The 14,755-nt window shown below is 66.7% G+C and carries 10 protein-coding genes; 6 read left to right on the top strand and 4 right to left on the bottom strand.

The features are described 5' to 3' along the window. Nucleotides 1-64: 64 nt before the first annotated feature. Complete coding sequence (locus tag ACYVG8_RS15665) at nt 65-823, bottom strand: FCD domain-containing protein (protein ID WP_028498070.1); 759 nt, start codon at nt 821-823, stop codon at nt 65-67. Nucleotides 824-1,081: 258 nt separating this feature from the next. Here ACYVG8_RS15665 and ACYVG8_RS15660 point away from each other — a divergent pair, with 258 nt between their 5' ends. The 5 genes from ACYVG8_RS15660 to ACYVG8_RS15640 all read left to right on the top strand — a co-directional run bounded on the left by ACYVG8_RS15660 (nt 1,082) and on the right by ACYVG8_RS15640 (nt 8,734). After that, nucleotides 1,082-1,837, top strand: coding sequence for a (Fe-S)-binding protein (locus tag ACYVG8_RS15660; protein ID WP_028498071.1), 756 nt, complete (start codon nt 1,082-1,084; stop codon nt 1,835-1,837). After that, a complete protein-coding gene (locus tag ACYVG8_RS15655) occupies nt 1,834-2,535 on the top strand; it encodes a LutC/YkgG family protein (RefSeq protein ID WP_028498072.1) in 702 nt (233 codons plus the stop codon). Before ACYVG8_RS15660 ends, ACYVG8_RS15655 begins: the two co-directional genes overlap by 4 nt. After that, nucleotides 2,532-3,968 (top strand): LutB/LldF family L-lactate oxidation iron-sulfur protein, encoded by a 1,437-nt coding sequence (locus ACYVG8_RS15650; RefSeq protein WP_028498073.1) that lies wholly within the window; start codon nt 2,532-2,534, stop codon nt 3,966-3,968. Before ACYVG8_RS15655 ends, ACYVG8_RS15650 begins: the two co-directional genes overlap by 4 nt. Nucleotides 3,969-3,981: 13 nt before the next feature. Further along, nucleotides 3,982-6,816 carry an FAD-binding and (Fe-S)-binding domain-containing protein gene (locus ACYVG8_RS15645; RefSeq protein ID WP_460746247.1) on the top strand — a complete coding sequence of 945 codons (2,835 nt, stop codon included), beginning with the start codon at nt 3,982-3,984 and terminating at the stop codon, nt 6,814-6,816. Between the two features lie 220 nt (nt 6,817-7,036). Beyond that, nucleotides 7,037-8,734 (top strand): lactate permease LctP family transporter, encoded by a 1,698-nt coding sequence (locus ACYVG8_RS15640; RefSeq protein ID WP_028498075.1) that lies wholly within the window; start codon nt 7,037-7,039, stop codon nt 8,732-8,734. A 55-nt stretch (nt 8,735-8,789) separates the two neighbouring features. On the opposite strand, the gene ACYVG8_RS15635 is transcribed toward ACYVG8_RS15640, so the two are convergent. The 3 genes from ACYVG8_RS15635 to ACYVG8_RS15625 all read right to left on the bottom strand — a co-directional run bounded on the left by ACYVG8_RS15635 (nt 8,790) and on the right by ACYVG8_RS15625 (nt 13,294). Further along, complete coding sequence (locus ACYVG8_RS15635; RefSeq protein WP_107888817.1) at nt 8,790-10,250, bottom strand: TAXI family TRAP transporter solute-binding subunit; 1,461 nt, start codon at nt 10,248-10,250, stop codon at nt 8,790-8,792. Further along, nucleotides 10,247-11,428, bottom strand: a complete 1,182-nt coding sequence (gltS, locus tag ACYVG8_RS15630) for a sodium/glutamate symporter (RefSeq protein ID WP_460746246.1) — start codon at nt 11,426-11,428, stop codon at nt 10,247-10,249. The genes ACYVG8_RS15635 and gltS overlap by 4 nt, the downstream gene beginning before the upstream one ends. A 360-nt stretch (nt 11,429-11,788) precedes the next feature. Continuing rightward, complete coding sequence (locus tag ACYVG8_RS15625) at nt 11,789-13,294, bottom strand: DNA recombination protein RmuC (protein WP_028498078.1); 1,506 nt, start codon at nt 13,292-13,294, stop codon at nt 11,789-11,791. A 349-nt stretch (nt 13,295-13,643) separates the two neighbouring features. Between ACYVG8_RS15625 and ACYVG8_RS15620 the strand changes: the two genes are divergently transcribed. Continuing rightward, a complete protein-coding gene (locus tag ACYVG8_RS15620) occupies nt 13,644-14,744 on the top strand; it encodes a L,D-transpeptidase (RefSeq protein ID WP_051528637.1) in 1,101 nt (366 codons plus the stop codon). Nucleotides 14,745-14,755: the final 11 nt, after the last annotated feature.

The raw sequence follows: 14,755 nt of genomic DNA, 5'->3' as shown, positions 1-14,755 counted from the left end.
CGCCACCGGGAACGGACAAGTAAAGCAGCGGCCTGCCCCGCAGGCGCCACTCACGCTGCAGCAGTCACTGCGCGGCCAGACGCCGCGTCGCCCGCTCGACCCGGCGCGCCTCGACCCGCATCGCCGCCAGGGTATTGGCGACAAAGTCCAGATGCGTCTCTGCCGCAGCGCGGGCACGGGCCGGGTCCCGGCCGTCGATCGCATGCCAGATCGCCCGGTGCTGGGCCAGCAGATCGCTGGCCACCGGCTTGATATTGAACAGATTGGCGATGTTGTCGTGGATATTGCTTTGCAGCATGCCGAGCAGGCTGGTGGTCAGGTGGGCGAGCAGCACATTGTGCGCCGCATCGGCCAGCGCACTGTGGAAGGCGACGTCGGCCGTCGACTGCAGCACCAGGTCACCGGTCGCGTAGCTGGCTTCCAGCTCGGCGAACAGCTGCGCCAGCCGGGTCCGGTCGGCATCGGTCGCCCGCACCGCCGCCAGCGCGGCGACTTCGCCTTCGAGCATGCGCCGGAACTCCAGCACGTCGTCGCGCAGATCGACATGCTGGCCAAGCAGCTCTTCCCACGGGCCGCTGAAACTGCGCTCCAGCCGGTCGGTCACAAAAGTGCCGCCGCCCTGCCGGCTGTCGACCATGCCGCGCGCAGACAGTTGCTTGATGGCTTCGCGCAACGAAGCGCGCGATACGCCGAACTCGTCGGCGAGTTGCCGTTCCGGCGGCAGACGATCACCGGGCTTGTACACGCCATCGAGGATGCTGGCCTCCAGCTCGCGCACGATCGCATCGGCCAGCCGGGGCACGTTGATGGGCAGATGACTCATTTTTTCTCGCATTTTCAGCCACAGGCGGCGCGAAGCCGACCAGTCGGTCCGACGCCCGTCGCGTGGTGGCGCATTGTAACGACATATCCGCACCCCGACGAGGGACATTGAAATTGGTCTTACCTTTACATAAACAATAACTTATTCACTGCCAAATGGGGTAGATCCCGATTGACAAGACCCTGCGAATCTTAATAGATTGCCAAACCAGAATAAATAATTGGTCATACCAATTAGCCAACCACAGAGGAACCTATCATGACGGCAAGCTGTCCCCGGCCGCAGGACGTGTATTTCTTCGGCACCTGCCTGCTGGACCTGTTCCTGCCGGATGCCGGCGTCGATGCCGTCGCCCTGCTCGAGCGCGAAGGCATCCGGGTCCACTATCCGCAGGGCCAGAGCTGCTGCGGACAGCCGGCCTACACCACCGGGGTGCCGGACGAGGCGCGCGAAGTGGCCCGGGCGCAGCTGGGGCTGTTTCCGCAGGACTGGCCGATCGTGGTGCCGTCCGGTTCCTGTGGCGGCATGATCAGGCATCACTGGCCAACGCTGTTCGCCGGCGACCGCGACGAGGCCCTGGCCTGTACGCTGTCGGCCCGCGTGGTCGAGCTGTCCGATTTCCTGCTCAATGTGCTCGACTGGCATCCGCAGGACCAGGGCGCGCCGGCAAAAGTCGCGGTCCACACCTCCTGCAGTGCGCGCCGCGAGATGGGCACCCACCTGAACAGCTGGGCGCTGGTCGACCGCCTCGCCAACGTCGAGCGCGTGGTCCATGGCCATGAGTCGGAATGCTGCGGCTTCGGCGGTACCTTCAGCATCCGTCACCCGGATATCGCCGGCGCGATGGTCGAGGACAAGGCCGCCTCGCTGCAGCAGAGCGGCGCCACCGAGTTCGTCACCGCCGACGCCGGCTGTCTGATGAACATCAACGGCAAGCTGTGCAAGGACAATGCCCCGTTCAACGGCAAGCACCTGGCCACCTTCCTGCTCGAACGCACCGGAGGCAAGGCATGAGCGCACGCAACAGCATTCTCGGCAAGCTGCGCGCCGCCCCGGCAGCCGCAGCGGTCGAACCCGATATTGCGGCGTTCTACGCCGCCCGCCTGCAACGCCCGCTGACGGCGATGATTGCCGAATGGGCGATGATGATGCGTGCCGTGCGCACCGAGGTGGTGTTCTGCCGCGAACCGGACTGGGACGCCGCACTGGTGCGCGTAGTCAGCGACAAACAGATCGGCCGCCTGCTGCTGGCACCGGCGACGGCGCACGGCAAACGGGCGATGGACACCCTCGCCGCACAGCCGAAGCCGCCGCGCATGCACGGTTACGACCGCGCCATCGACGAATGGAAGGCCGAACTGTTCAACGAGGTCGATGCCGGCTTCACCAGCGTGCGCGCCGGCATCTGCAGTACCGGCAGCCTGATCGCCTGGCCGACGCCGGACGAGCCGCGCACCATGAGTCTGGTGCCACCGGTCCATATCGCGCTGTTCGACGCCAGCCGCATGTACGACACCCTGTACCAGGCCATGCAGGTCGAAGGCTGGAAAAACGGCCTGCCGACCAACTCGCTGCTGATCTCCGGTCCGTCCAAGACCTCGGACATCCAGCAGACCGTCGCCTACGGCGCCCATGGTCCGCGCGAACTGATTGTATTGTGCGTGCTGCCGACTGACGTTTCCGTCAACGACGTGGAAGGAACCGCGCAATGAACGCCCAGCCGATTACGGTCTATCCCGGCACCGCCTTCCGTTCACGTTCGCACGAGGCGGTGAACGATCCGCTGTTGCGCCAGAGTTTCCGTGGTGCGATGGACTTCCTGATGAGCAAGCGCGCGGCCATGTTCCCGGACGAGGCCGAGCTGCAGCAGCTGCGCACGCTGGGCGAAGCCATCCGCCAGCGCTGCCTGGCCAAACTGCCCGAACTGCTGGAAACGCTGGAAGCCAACCTGACCCGCAACGGCGTCCAGGTGCACTGGGCGGAAACGCCGGAAGAAGCGAACTCGATCATCCAGGGCCTGATCGCCCGCCGTGGCGGCAAGCTGGCGGTCAAGGGCAAGTCGATGGTCAGCGAGGAAACCGAGCTCAACCATCATCTGGCCGAACACGGCATCGAGGCGATCGAATCCGACATGGGCGAGTACATCGTCCAGCTTGCCGGCGAAAAGCCCAGCCACATCATCATGCCGGCGATCCACAAGACCAAAGAGCAGATTGCCGGCCTGTTCCATGAACACATTCCCGACACCCCGTATACCACTGACGTCGACGAACTGATCCAGATCGGCCGCCATGTGCTGCGCGACAAGTATGTCAGCGCCGACGCCGGCATTTCCGGGGTGAACTTCGCCGTGGCCGAGACCGGCACGCTGTGTCTGGTCGAGAACGAAGGCAATGGCCGCATGTGCACGACGGTGCCGCCGATGCACATCGCCATCACCGGCATCGAAAAAGTGGTCGAGCTGCTGGCCGACGTGCCGCCGCTGTATACGCTGCTGACCCGCTCCGCCACCGGCCAGCCGGTGACCACCTACTTCAACATGATCTCCGGCCCGCGCAAGCCCGGCGAGCTCGACGGCCCGGAAGAAGTCCACCTGGTGCTGCTCGACAACGGCCGCAGCCAGGCCTACGCCGACGAACAGCTGCGCAAGACGCTGCAGTGCATCCGCTGCGGCGCGTGCATGAATCACTGCCCGGTCTACGCCCGCGTCGGCGGTCACGCCTACGGCACGGTGTACCCGGGTCCGATCGGCGAAATCATTTCGCCGCACCTGCTCGGCCTGGAAGCGACCGCCAGCCTGCCGACCGCCTCCAGCCTGTGCGGCGCCTGTGGCGAGGTCTGCCCGGTCCGGATTCCGATTCCCGACCTGCTGATCCGCCTGCGCACCGAGGCCATCCGCGATCCGCACGAGCACCCGGCCCATCCGCTGCGCGGCCAGGGCGCAGGGCGCGATACGCGCCAGCTCGCCGCCTGGCGCCTGTGGCGCTTCATTCTCACCAGTCCCGCCCGCTACCGGGTGTTCAGCTGGCTGGCGACCCGTTTCCGCATGCTGACGCCGGCAAAGCAGCTGGGCTGGACCCAGAACCACGTTCCGCTGAAGCCCGCTGCCCGGACCCTGTCCGAGCGCATGGCCAACCGTCGTTAAGGAAGCCGATCCGATGATGTCCGCCTCGCATCAGGCGTTTTACACCGCCGTCCGCCAGTCGATCCCCGACGAACGGCTGATTACCGACCCGACCCGCACCCTGGCCTACGGGACCGACGGCAGCTTTTACCGGCTGGTGCCGAAGATCGTCATCCGCGCCGAAAGCGAAAGCGAAATCCGCACCGTGCTGCGCGAGGCGCATGCGGCTGGCGTGGCCGTCACCTTCCGCGCCGCCGGTACCTCGCTGTCCGGTCAGGCGGTCAGCGACTCGGTGCTGGTCACGCTGGGCGACAACTGGAACGGCCAGCAGATCCTCGATGGCGGCGCGCGCATCCGGCTGCAACCGGGCGTGATCGGTCAGCACGCGAACAACACCCTGGCGCCGCTGGGCCGCAAGATCGGCCCGGACCCGGCATCGATCGCCACCGCAAAGATTGGCGGCATGGCGGCCAACAACTCCAGCGGCATGTGCTGCGGCACCAAGCAGAATGGCTACCACACGCTGTCGGCAATCCGGGTCGTGCTGCCGGACGGTGCCGTGCTGGACACCGGCGACGCCCTCAGCGTTGCGGCCTTCCGCGAATCGCATGCCGTCCTGCTGGCCGGGCTGGCGCAGCTGGCGGCCGACATCCGCGCCAACCCGGCGCTGGAACAGAAGATCCGCCACAAGTACCGGCTGAAGAACACCACCGGCTACGGCATCAACGCCCTGGTCGACTTTGATGACCCGGTCGACATGCTGGCCCACCTGATGATCGGCTCGGAAGGCACGCTGGCCTTTATCAGCAGCATCACTTACGACACCGTGCCGGATCATCCGCACAAGGCCAGCTCGCTGACCCTGTTCCACGATCTCGATGCCTGCTGCCGTGCGGTGACGGCGCTGCGCGAGCAGGCGCCGGTCGACGCGGTCGAGCTGATCGACGCCAAGAGCATCCGCGCCGTGCAGGACAAGGCCGGTCTGCCGGACTTCCTCTACGGCGAGATTCCCGATGCAGCCGCCGCGCTGCTGATCGAAACCCGCGCGCCGAGCGCCGCCATCCTCGCCGACCAGTGCGCGGCCATCAACGGGCTGGTGGCCGGATTTACCCCGGCGGCGGAAAGCGGTTTCGCCACTGATGCCGGCGTCACCGCCATCTACTGGTCGGTGCGTTCCGGGCTGTTCCCGGCGGTCGGCGCGGTACGCCCGGTCGGCACCACGGTGGTGATCGAGGATGTCGCCTTCCCGATCGAGCACCTGGCCGATGGCGTGCGCCGGCTCAACGTGCTGTTCGAGCGCTATGGCTATCACGAGGCGCTGCTGTTCGGCCATGCGCTGGAAGGCAATCTGCACTTCGTCTTCACCCCGAGTTTCGACACCGCTGACGAAGTCCGCCGCTACAGCGACTTTATGGACGCGGTCAGCGAACTGGTTGCGGTCGAATTCGGCGGGTCGCTGAAGGCCGAGCACGGCACCGGCCGCAACGTTGCCCCGTTCGTCAGGCTGGAGTGGGGCGGCGATGCCTACGACATCATGCTGACCATCAAGCGCCTGTTCGATCCGCATGGCGTACTGAACCCGGACGTGATCATCAGCGCCAACGAGCAGGTCCACCTGCAGAACCTGAAGGCGATGCCGGCCGCCGACCCGCTGGTCGACCGCTGCATCGAATGCGGCTTCTGCGAACCGGCCTGTCCGAGCAACGGCCTGTCACTGACGCCACGCCAGCGCATCGTGCTGTGGCGGGCGATCAACGACCTGCGCCGCAGCGGCGCCGACGCCGAACGGCTGGAAGCCTTCGAGCGCGACTACCCGTATTACGGCATCGACACCTGCGCCGCGACCGGCATGTGCGCGACCCGCTGCCCGGTCGGCATCAACACCGGCGAGCTGATGAAAAAGCTCAAGGGACCGACGCGCAGTCCGGGCATGGCGACCTGGTCGGCCACCCACATGCGCACGCTGACCGCTGCCGCCCGTACCGGGCTCGGCGCCTTCCATGCCGCCCGCAGCGTGCTTGGCGACGACACTGCCATCGGCGCCACCCGGCTGGCGCACAAGCTGTTCCCGACCATCCCGATCCTGCCGGCGTCGACGCCGCGCCCCGCCGCCGCCCTGCCGGCCCCGGCCGCGCATGGTGAGCCGGTCGTGTACTTCGTCAGCTGCGTGAACCGCACCCTGGCCGAGGGTAGCCACGGTCGCGACAGCGTGGCCGCCAGCACCGTCAGCCTGTTCGCCAAGGCCGGCCTGCGCGCGATCTACCCCGAGCAGCTGGCCAGCCTGTGCTGCGGCCAGCCCTTCGATTCCAAGAACGCCACCCAGGCCGCCAACCGTGCCAGCGCCGACACCAATGCCGCGCTGCTGGCCGCGTCACGCAATGGCGAAATTCCGGTCTATGTCGACAACGGACCGTGCGCGCTGCGCCTGCTCGATGCGCAGAAAGCCGGCCTGGTCGACCCGCGACTGAAGCTGTACGACGCCGCCAGCTTCCTGACCGAGTTCGTGGTACCAAAGCTGGACTTCCCGCACAGGGTCGCCAGCCTGGCGGTCCACGTACCGTGCAACGCCAGCAAGATGGGGGTCGGCCCTCAGCTGGTGGCGCTGGCCCGGCAGTGCGCCGAGCGGGTGACCGTGCCGGACATCGCCTGCTGCGGTTTTGCCGGTGACAAGGGTTTCACCACCCCGGAACTGAACGCCAACAGCCTGAAACGGCTGAAGCCGGCCATTGGCGGCTGTGATTCCGGCGTGTCGATGAGTCGTACCTGCCAGATCGGACTGACGGCGCACGGCGACATCGAATACCAGAGCATCGAAGCACTGCTCGACCAGTGCAGCTGTACACGGCAGACCGATACTCTCCCTGCCTGACGATAACAAGAGGCCTCGCGCCCCGCCACTACACGACCTACAAAGGAGAACACTGCCATATGGCATCAGAGTCATACCCGGACAGCCGCTGACGACGTCACCCGATGACGAACACGTCGACTGCCGCCACACAAGATCACAACAGGCGGCTTCAACGACTTAAATGACCAAATGACTGCGCTGCGCGGCCCTGCCCCGCAGCCAGGGAGAAATTTTCAAGATGCAGACCTGGACGCAAATCTACGAGCCGCTCGGCAGCCTCGGCCTTTCGGCCGCCGTCGCCGTGCTGCCGATCGTGTTCTTCTTCATCGCGCTGGCGGTACTGCGCATGAAGGGGCACATCGCCGCCACCCTGACCACGCTGATCGCTCTGGCCGTGGCGATTTTCGCCTACAACATGCCGGTCGGCATGGCGCTGGCCTCGATCGGCTACGGCTTCCTCTACGGCCTGTGGCCGATTTCGTGGATCATCATCACGGCCGTGTTCCTGTACAAGATCACGGTCAAGACCGGTCAGTTCGAGATCATCCGCGCGTCGGTGGTATCGATCACCGATGACCAGCGGCTGCAGATGATTCTGGTCGGCTTCTCGTTCGGCGCCTTCCTGGAAGGCGCGGCGGGCTTCGGCGCACCGGTGGCCATCACCGCCGCGCTGCTGGTCGGCCTGGGCTTCAACCCGCTGTACGCCGCCGGCCTGTGCCTGATCGCCAACACCGCACCGGTGGCCTTCGGCGCGATGGGCGTGCCGATCATCGTCGCCGGCAAGGTGACGGGCATCGATCCGCACCTGATCGGCCAGATGGCCGGTCACCAGTTGCCGCTGCTGTCGCTGCTGGTTCCGTTCTGGCTGGTGTTCATGATGGACGGCCTCAAGGGCATCCGCGAAACCTGGCCGGCCGTGCTGGTGGCAGGCGCCACCTTCGCCGTCACCCAGTTCCTGACCGCCACCTACCTCGGGCCGGAACTGCCGGACATCACCTCCGCCCTGGTGAGCCTGGTGTGCCTGACCGCCTTCCTGAAGGTCTGGCAGCCGAAGAACACCTTCTCCTTCGCCACCATGTCGGTGTCGGCAGGGGGCGCCGCGACGCTGGGCGGCAGTAGCGCCAGCCGTCCGAAGGCCGACAAGCCGAAGCTGCAGTACACGATGGGTCAGGTCATCAAGGCCTGGTCGCCGTTCATCATCCTGACCGCCGTGGTGACCATCTGGAGCCTGAAGCCGTTCAAGGCCCTGTTCGACAAGGATGGCGTACTCGCCGGCCTGACCATCAAGTTTGAAATGCCGTACCTGCACAATCTGGTAATCAAGGCCGCGCCGATCGTCGCCGAAGCCAAGCCGATGGATGCGGTGTTCAAATTCGACGTGATCTCCGCCACCGGTACCGCCATTCTGCTGACCGCCCTCATCTCGATGCTCGTGCTGAAGATGAAGCCGGCCGATGGCCTGAAGACCTTCGGCGAAACGCTGAACGAACTCAAGCGCCCGGTGTTCTCGATCGGCATGGTGCTGGCCTTCGCCTTTATCGCCAACTACTCGGGCCTGTCGTCGACGCTGGCCCTGGTGCTGGCCGGTACCGGCGCGGCGTTCCCGTTCTTCTCGCCGTTCCTCGGCTGGATGGGCGTGTTCCTGACCGGCTCCGATACCTCGTCCAACGCGCTGTTCGGCTCGCTGCAGGCCACCACCGCGCACCAGATCGGTGTCCACGACACGCTGCTGGTCGCCGCCAACACCACCGGTGGCGTGACCGGCAAGATGATCTCGCCGCAATCGATCGCCGTGGCTTGCGCCGCCGTGGGCCTGGTCGGCAAGGAATCCGACCTGTTCCGCTTCACGATCAAGCACAGCCTGCTGTTCGCGACCGTGATCGGCATCATCACCTACCTGCAGGCCTACTACTTCACCTGGATGATTCCGGGCTGAGCGTAGCTGGCTGACGCAGAAAGCGCCCGACGGATTCTCGCCGTCGGGCGCTTTTTCATGGCGGCCCTTCGACGGCCGGCACGGCGGCCACATGCATCGGCACCGGTCCGCCGGCCTGCCCGGCGGCATCGCGCGGGATCCACGCTCCCTGGCGACTGCCCAGCGCTGCGAAATCCGCCTGCCGGTACAGCAGGTCGAGCACACGTTGCACCGCATCACCGCTCAGGGTGTCGCGTGCCACCAGCAGCGCCGGCACCGCCAGTGTCGCCACTGCCTGCCGCTGCCCGTCATAGCTGTCGGCCGGAATGGAAAACGCCAGATACACCGGATTGTCCCGCCGCATCGCCTCGATCACCGCGTCGTCCAGGGGCAGCAGACGAATGCGCTGGCTGCGCGCCAGCACGGCCAGATCGGCGGACGGCACCCCGATGGTGTGAATGATGGCATCGAGCCGGCCCGCGGCGAACAGGGTCAGCGCATCGCGCAACGCCATCGATTCGGCCTTCAGTCCATTGGCCGCGGTCAGGCCATGCCGGCGCAGCACTTCCACCACCGTCTGCCGGGCGCCGGAGTCGGTCGAACCGATCGCCACCCGTCGCTGGCGCAGGTCGGCGATCCGGTACACGGGCAACCCGTCACGCACGATGACATGCACCGCCTCCGGATACAGCCGCGCCAGCAGGCGCAGCCCGCCATCCGGCCGCCGCCCGCTGAACACGCCCTCGCCCCTGGCGGCCGCCAGCAGCACGTCGGCCTGGACAATGGCGACGCCGACCGTCCCGTCATCCAGCAGTTCCAGGTTCGCCACGCTGCCACTGGTGGCGATATTGACCACTGCCGGTGCGCTGCCACGCACGGTCGCCATGGCCTCGCCGATGCGCCAGTATTCGCCGCCGCGTTCGCCGCTGGCCAGGGCAAGTCCCTGCTGCAGCCGGGCCAGCCGGTTCTCGATATTCTGCAGTGCGGAGCCCAGCTCCTCTTCGACAATGCGGTCCGATGCCGGTCGCGCCGGCCCGGACAGCGCATGTACGGCAGTCGACAGCGCATGGGTCAGCCGCTCGACGGTGTCGGGCGGCACCGGCCTGCCCGCTGGCGGCATGGCTCTCTCCGCCACCGGCGTGGCCACGACCTGCCAGCCCTTGCCGGCACGGCGATAGCTGATGCGGCCAAAGGCGCGCAGCGTATCGCCGGCCCAGTTGCCACCGGCGCGCACCCCGTACAGCCCGCGCGGACCGCAGCCGATCAGTTCGGCCAGCCGGGCCACATTGTGCGTCCGCCAGGCGCCGAAGTCGTATGGCTGGCCCAGCCGGAGCGCGACGCGAAAGTAGACCACCCGCTGCGCGGGAGCCATGCGGTCCGGCGCACTGCCCAGCCGGTCCAGCGTCTCCACCACCAGCCGCCGCTCGCCAAAGTCCCGGTCAAGCCGCTGCTGCAGATCGTGGACGAGTTGTGCCGGTGGCGGTGACGGCGAACAGCCGGCCAGCAGCAGGAGCAGAAGCAGGCAGACGGGTTTCATGGCATCCGGAAGGCAGGCAGGGACAGAAAACCGGTCAGGACCAGCGCATTGACCAGGCTGACGCAGAACTCGCCAACCAGCGGCACGATCAGGAACGCCAGCGGCGACGGTCCGTAGTGGCGGGTGACCGCCTGGATGCCGGCCACGGCGGTCGCGGTCGATCCGACCATGAATCCGCAGAAGCCGGCCGACAGCACGGCTGCATCGTACTGCTGCCCCATGCAGCGAAAGCAGACCCGGATCGCGTAGAGGGTCGCCACGCCGGTCTGGATCACGAGCATCAGCAGCAGCGGGAAGGTCAGCCCGAGCTGTGCCCAGCGCTGCAGTGACAGCATCGACAAGGCCAGGAACAGGGACAGAAACAGCGCCGACAACATCTCCAGCGTCGGCCCGTGCACGCGGAACAGATGCAGGCGCGGCCCGGTGTTGCGCAGCAGCACACCGATCAGCAGACACCAGACGAAGGCCGGCACCTCGAAGGCGCGGTCGGCAAACTGCTGCGCCACAGCCGGGCCGCCCGCCACGCAGGCCAGCACCAGGGCCAGCGTGACCAGCACCCGCGCACCGTCGGGCCGCTCATGGTCGCCGGCTGCCGGGCTGGCACCTGGCAGCCGGTGACGCTTCATCAGCCAGCGCGCCACCGGCCCGCCCGTCAGCCCGCCGACCAGCAGCCCGAATGTCGCCATGCTCATGGCCACTTCCTCGGCGCCCTGCAGATTGAACTGGTCAAGAAAGCGTTGCGCATACGCCTCGCCACTGCCGTAGCCGCCAACCAGGGTGATCGAGCCGGTCAGCAGCCCCATTGCCGGCGGCAGATCGAACACCCAGGCCAGGCCGAGCCCGATCAGGTTCTGCAGCAGCACGTACGGCACGATCAGCGACAGGAACAGCAGCAGGCGCGGCCCGCCACGCCTCAGCAGCGTCCAGTCCGAGTCGAGCCCGACGGTAGAAAAAAAGGCCAGCAGCAAGGGCCCCCGCGCCGACGGATCCAGCACGATGCTGTGGCCTGAAACGGAAAAAAACAGGCTGACGAGCGCAACGAACACAATGCCGCCCGTTACCGGCTCGGGAATGTTGCAGCGGGCCAGAAGCCCGACACGACGGTTGATCGCCGCCCCCAGCAGCAGGATCAGCACGGCCATCAGCAGCGTTGTCACACTGTCCAGTTTCCACGACATTTGTCTCTCCCCTGCCACGCCAGCCCTGTCGTCCGGCCGTCGGCGACCGGATGCCATCGTCGTCGCCGGCCACCTCGCCCGGCGCTTTTTTCGCTTTAAGCCACCGGCCAGAACGAGGCAAGATCATGCCGGCGGACGGTCCGTGCGGCGCGCAGAAATGCACGCGCCAAACCCATGCCGCGAGTATGGAAAACCATGACGGGCCGGTCCGTTTTACCGGCGCGGCGCAGGGCGTACCGTTTGTCGGCCCGGGCATCGCAGCTGACGGCACGCGGATATTTTTACAGCGAGGGGACACACAAAGACGATCTGCCCGGCGAAGCGGGCGCCGGGCAGATCGCGGGATGGAGAAACCGGGGGTCAGTCGTCGAGCGCGTCCGGTGTCGGTGCCGGCAGGTCGGCGCTCGCATCATCGGCCGCTTCCAGCAGCCCGGCCGGCAGCGTCTTGTTCGGCTTGACGCCCAGCTCGCGCAAGCGCTCGGCCTGGCGCACCAGATTGCCACGTCCGGCCACCAGCTTGTTGCGGGCGGCATCGTACGACTTCTGCGTCAGCGCCAGCCGGCGACCGACCTCGTCCAGATCGCCGACGAAGCCGGCAAACTTGTCGTACAGCTGCCCGGCCTGGCGGGCGATATCCTGGGCATTGCGGGTCTGCTGCTCCTGCCGCCACAGGTTGGCGATGGTGCGCAGCGTTGCCAGCAGCGTGCTCGGGCTGACCAGCAGCACATTGCGCTGGTAGGCATCGGAGAACAGATTGCGGTCCGAGGTCACCGCCAGCATGAAGGCCGGTTCGACCGGCACGAACAGCAGCACGAAATCGAGCGATTTCAGCTGGTACAGGTCATGGTAGTTCTTGCCGGACAGCCCCTTGATATGGGCGTGCAGTGAATCGAGATGCTGACGCAGCGCCAACGCACGGCCGGCATCATCGTCGGCCTCGGTATAGCGCAGGTAGGCGTTCAGGCTGACCTTGCTGTCGATGACGATCTGCTTGCCTTCCGGCAGTTGCAGGATCACGTCGGGCTGGTGGCGGCTGCCATCCTCGCGATTGAAGCTTTCCTGGATGGTGTATTCCTCGCCCCGGCGCAGCCCGGACGACTCCAGCACGCTTTCCAGCACCACTTCGCCCCAGTTGCCCTGGGTCTTGTTGCCGCCCTTCAGCGCACGGGTCAGGTTGACCGCATCCTCGCTGATCTGCCGGTTCAGGTCGGCCAGCCGCATCACTTCCTGCTGCAGCGAGAAGCGCTCCTTCGATTCGCGCGCATAGCTGTCGCTGACCTGCTTCTGGAACTCGCCGAGCTTGTCCTTCAGCGGGCCGAGCAAGGCGCCGATGTTCTGCTGGTTCTGCTCGGTAAAGCGACGCGACTTTTCCTCCAGCAACTCGTTGGCCAGATTCTTGAACTGCTCGCCCATCTGCGAGCGGGCATCGTTCAGCGTCTGCAGTTTGTCGTCGTGCGCATTGCGCTCGCCTTCCAGCCGGGTCCGCAATTCGCTGAGTTCGGCCATCAGCCGGGCGACATCCTGCTCGCGGGTCGCCCGGGCCTGCTCGGCCGCGACCCGCTGCGCTTCCAGCTGCGGCAGCCGCGATGCCCGCTCGACCAGCTGCGCATGCTCGATGCGCAGGGTGTCGATTACCGCCTGGCTGGCGGCCAGATCCTCGTCACGGTTCAGCAGCGCCTCGCGCAGACGTGCGCATTCGGCCTCGCGCGACGTCACCCGCTCGCGGGCAGCGGCCAGTTCGGCCACGAAGTCGGCCTCCTGTTCGGCCAGCGCCTGGGCGGTGCGGCTGCGCAGGGTCAGGAAAACCGGCACTGCGCCCAGCAGCGCGGCGAGAAGGGCTATCAGCAGAACGGAAACGGCAGACATCGGACGATCGGGCGGCAGGAACAAGGCGCCAGCCTAGCATGGCCGGCCGCACTGCGGCGCACCGGCCCGACCGTTTATGTTGCATTGCCGCAAGCGCCATGGCCGGCCGGGGAGGATTGCCGGCCCGGCCTGATGCAGGATCACTGAAATATCCTTCCGGCCACGCCGATGGCGAGGGGATCGACCGGCCAGCCGTTCAGGAAAAACCGCCTGATAAATCATGCTAGTATCGCCGCTGTCCCCCTGATCCCGTCGCGCTTTCATTCATGCCGTATTTTTGTCGGGCAATCTGCCTGGCACGGCTGGCGGGGTTGATTCGTTTCACTTCCATCGGGAATGGTTTTTCCAGATGACGTCTTGCCTCATTGCTGCCCCCCGCCGCTGCACGCGGTCCTTTCCCCGCCGGGCCCTGGCCCTGTCCGCCATCGCCGCGCTGTCACTGACCGCCGTGGTGCCAGCCCATGCCGCACGCGCGACGCCGGCCACCCGGGCCGAGCCGACACCGGTCGAAGCGCTGAAGCCGGGCCAGTTCCTGTGGCATCCGGAATTCTCGCCGGACGGTCCGGTCACCATCGTTGTCAGCCTCGACGAGCAGCGTGCCTATGTGTATCGCAACGGCATCAGCATCGGCGTGTCGACCGTCAGCACCGGCAAGCCGGGCAAGGACACGCCGACCGGCGTGTTCACCATCCTGCAGAAAAAAGTGACCCACAGTTCCAGCCTGTACAACAGCGCACCGATGCCGTACATGCAGCGACTGACCTGGGACGGCATTGCCATGCATGCCGGCAACCTGCCCGGCTATCCGGCCTCGCACGGCTGCATCCGCCTGCCAATGGATTTCGCCAGGGCGCTGTTCAGCGTCACCGGCTTCCAGTCGACCACGGTCATCATCGCCAACACCCGGTCGGCGCCGAGCAATATCGGCAGCCCGGGCTGGCTGGCACCGACCGTGGTCGACGGCAAGCCGGTCGCACCGAACGAGGGGCGCGAGTTCTGGAATGATCCCGACCCGGCTTCCGGCACGCTGTCTCTGCTGGTCAGCCGTGCCGACCAGCGCCTGTACGCCTATCGCAACGGCCAGCAGGTCGGCGAGGCCGTCGTCGGCTTCGACGACAGTACCGGCAGCGGCAACACTTCGGTCTTCACGCTGCTGAACCAGCCGACACCGGGCATGTCCCTCGGCGAGGCCGCGCAGGCCCTGCGCTGGTCCACGGTCAGCGTCGGCGCGCCGGCGCGCGGCGACACCCCGGCCGCCGTACTCGGCACCGTCCATGTGCCCGAAGCGCTGGCCAGCAGGATCCTGTCCACCCTCGGCACCGGCAGCACGCTGATCGTGACCGACTGGCCGGCTTCCCGCGACAGCGGACGCGGCCAGGACATGACCGTCATCACCACCGATGAAGTCGAGGAGAGCCCGGCCGCCGCCACGCCGGTTCCCACCCGCTGATTCCATCCAGT

The sequence above is a fragment of the Microvirgula curvata genome, assembly GCF_054781615.1.
Note: the sequence above shows the minus strand (reverse complement) of the source record. Positions and strands in the feature narration are given on the sequence as shown.

Coding starts and splice junctions, on each gene's coding strand:
- ACYVG8_RS15625 (WP_028498078.1), bottom strand. CDS start 13,294: ATGTCTGCCGTTTCCGTTCTGCTGATAGCCCTTCTCGCCGCGCTGCTG.
- ACYVG8_RS15660 (WP_028498071.1), top strand. CDS start 1,082: ATGACGGCAAGCTGTCCCCGGCCGCAGGACGTGTATTTCTTCGGCACC.
- gltS (WP_460746246.1), bottom strand. CDS start 11,428: ATGTCGTGGAAACTGGACAGTGTGACAACGCTGCTGATGGCCGTGCTG.
- ACYVG8_RS15650 (WP_028498073.1), top strand. CDS start 2,532: ATGAACGCCCAGCCGATTACGGTCTATCCCGGCACCGCCTTCCGTTCA.
- ACYVG8_RS15665 (WP_028498070.1), bottom strand. CDS start 823: ATGAGTCATCTGCCCATCAACGTGCCCCGGCTGGCCGATGCGATCGTG.
- ACYVG8_RS15640 (WP_028498075.1), top strand. CDS start 7,037: ATGCAGACCTGGACGCAAATCTACGAGCCGCTCGGCAGCCTCGGCCTT.
- ACYVG8_RS15655 (WP_028498072.1), top strand. CDS start 1,834: ATGAGCGCACGCAACAGCATTCTCGGCAAGCTGCGCGCCGCCCCGGCA.
- ACYVG8_RS15635 (WP_107888817.1), bottom strand. CDS start 10,250: ATGAAACCCGTCTGCCTGCTTCTGCTCCTGCTGCTGGCCGGCTGTTCG.
- ACYVG8_RS15645 (WP_460746247.1), top strand. CDS start 3,982: ATGATGTCCGCCTCGCATCAGGCGTTTTACACCGCCGTCCGCCAGTCG.
- ACYVG8_RS15620 (WP_051528637.1), top strand. CDS start 13,644: ATGACGTCTTGCCTCATTGCTGCCCCCCGCCGCTGCACGCGGTCCTTT.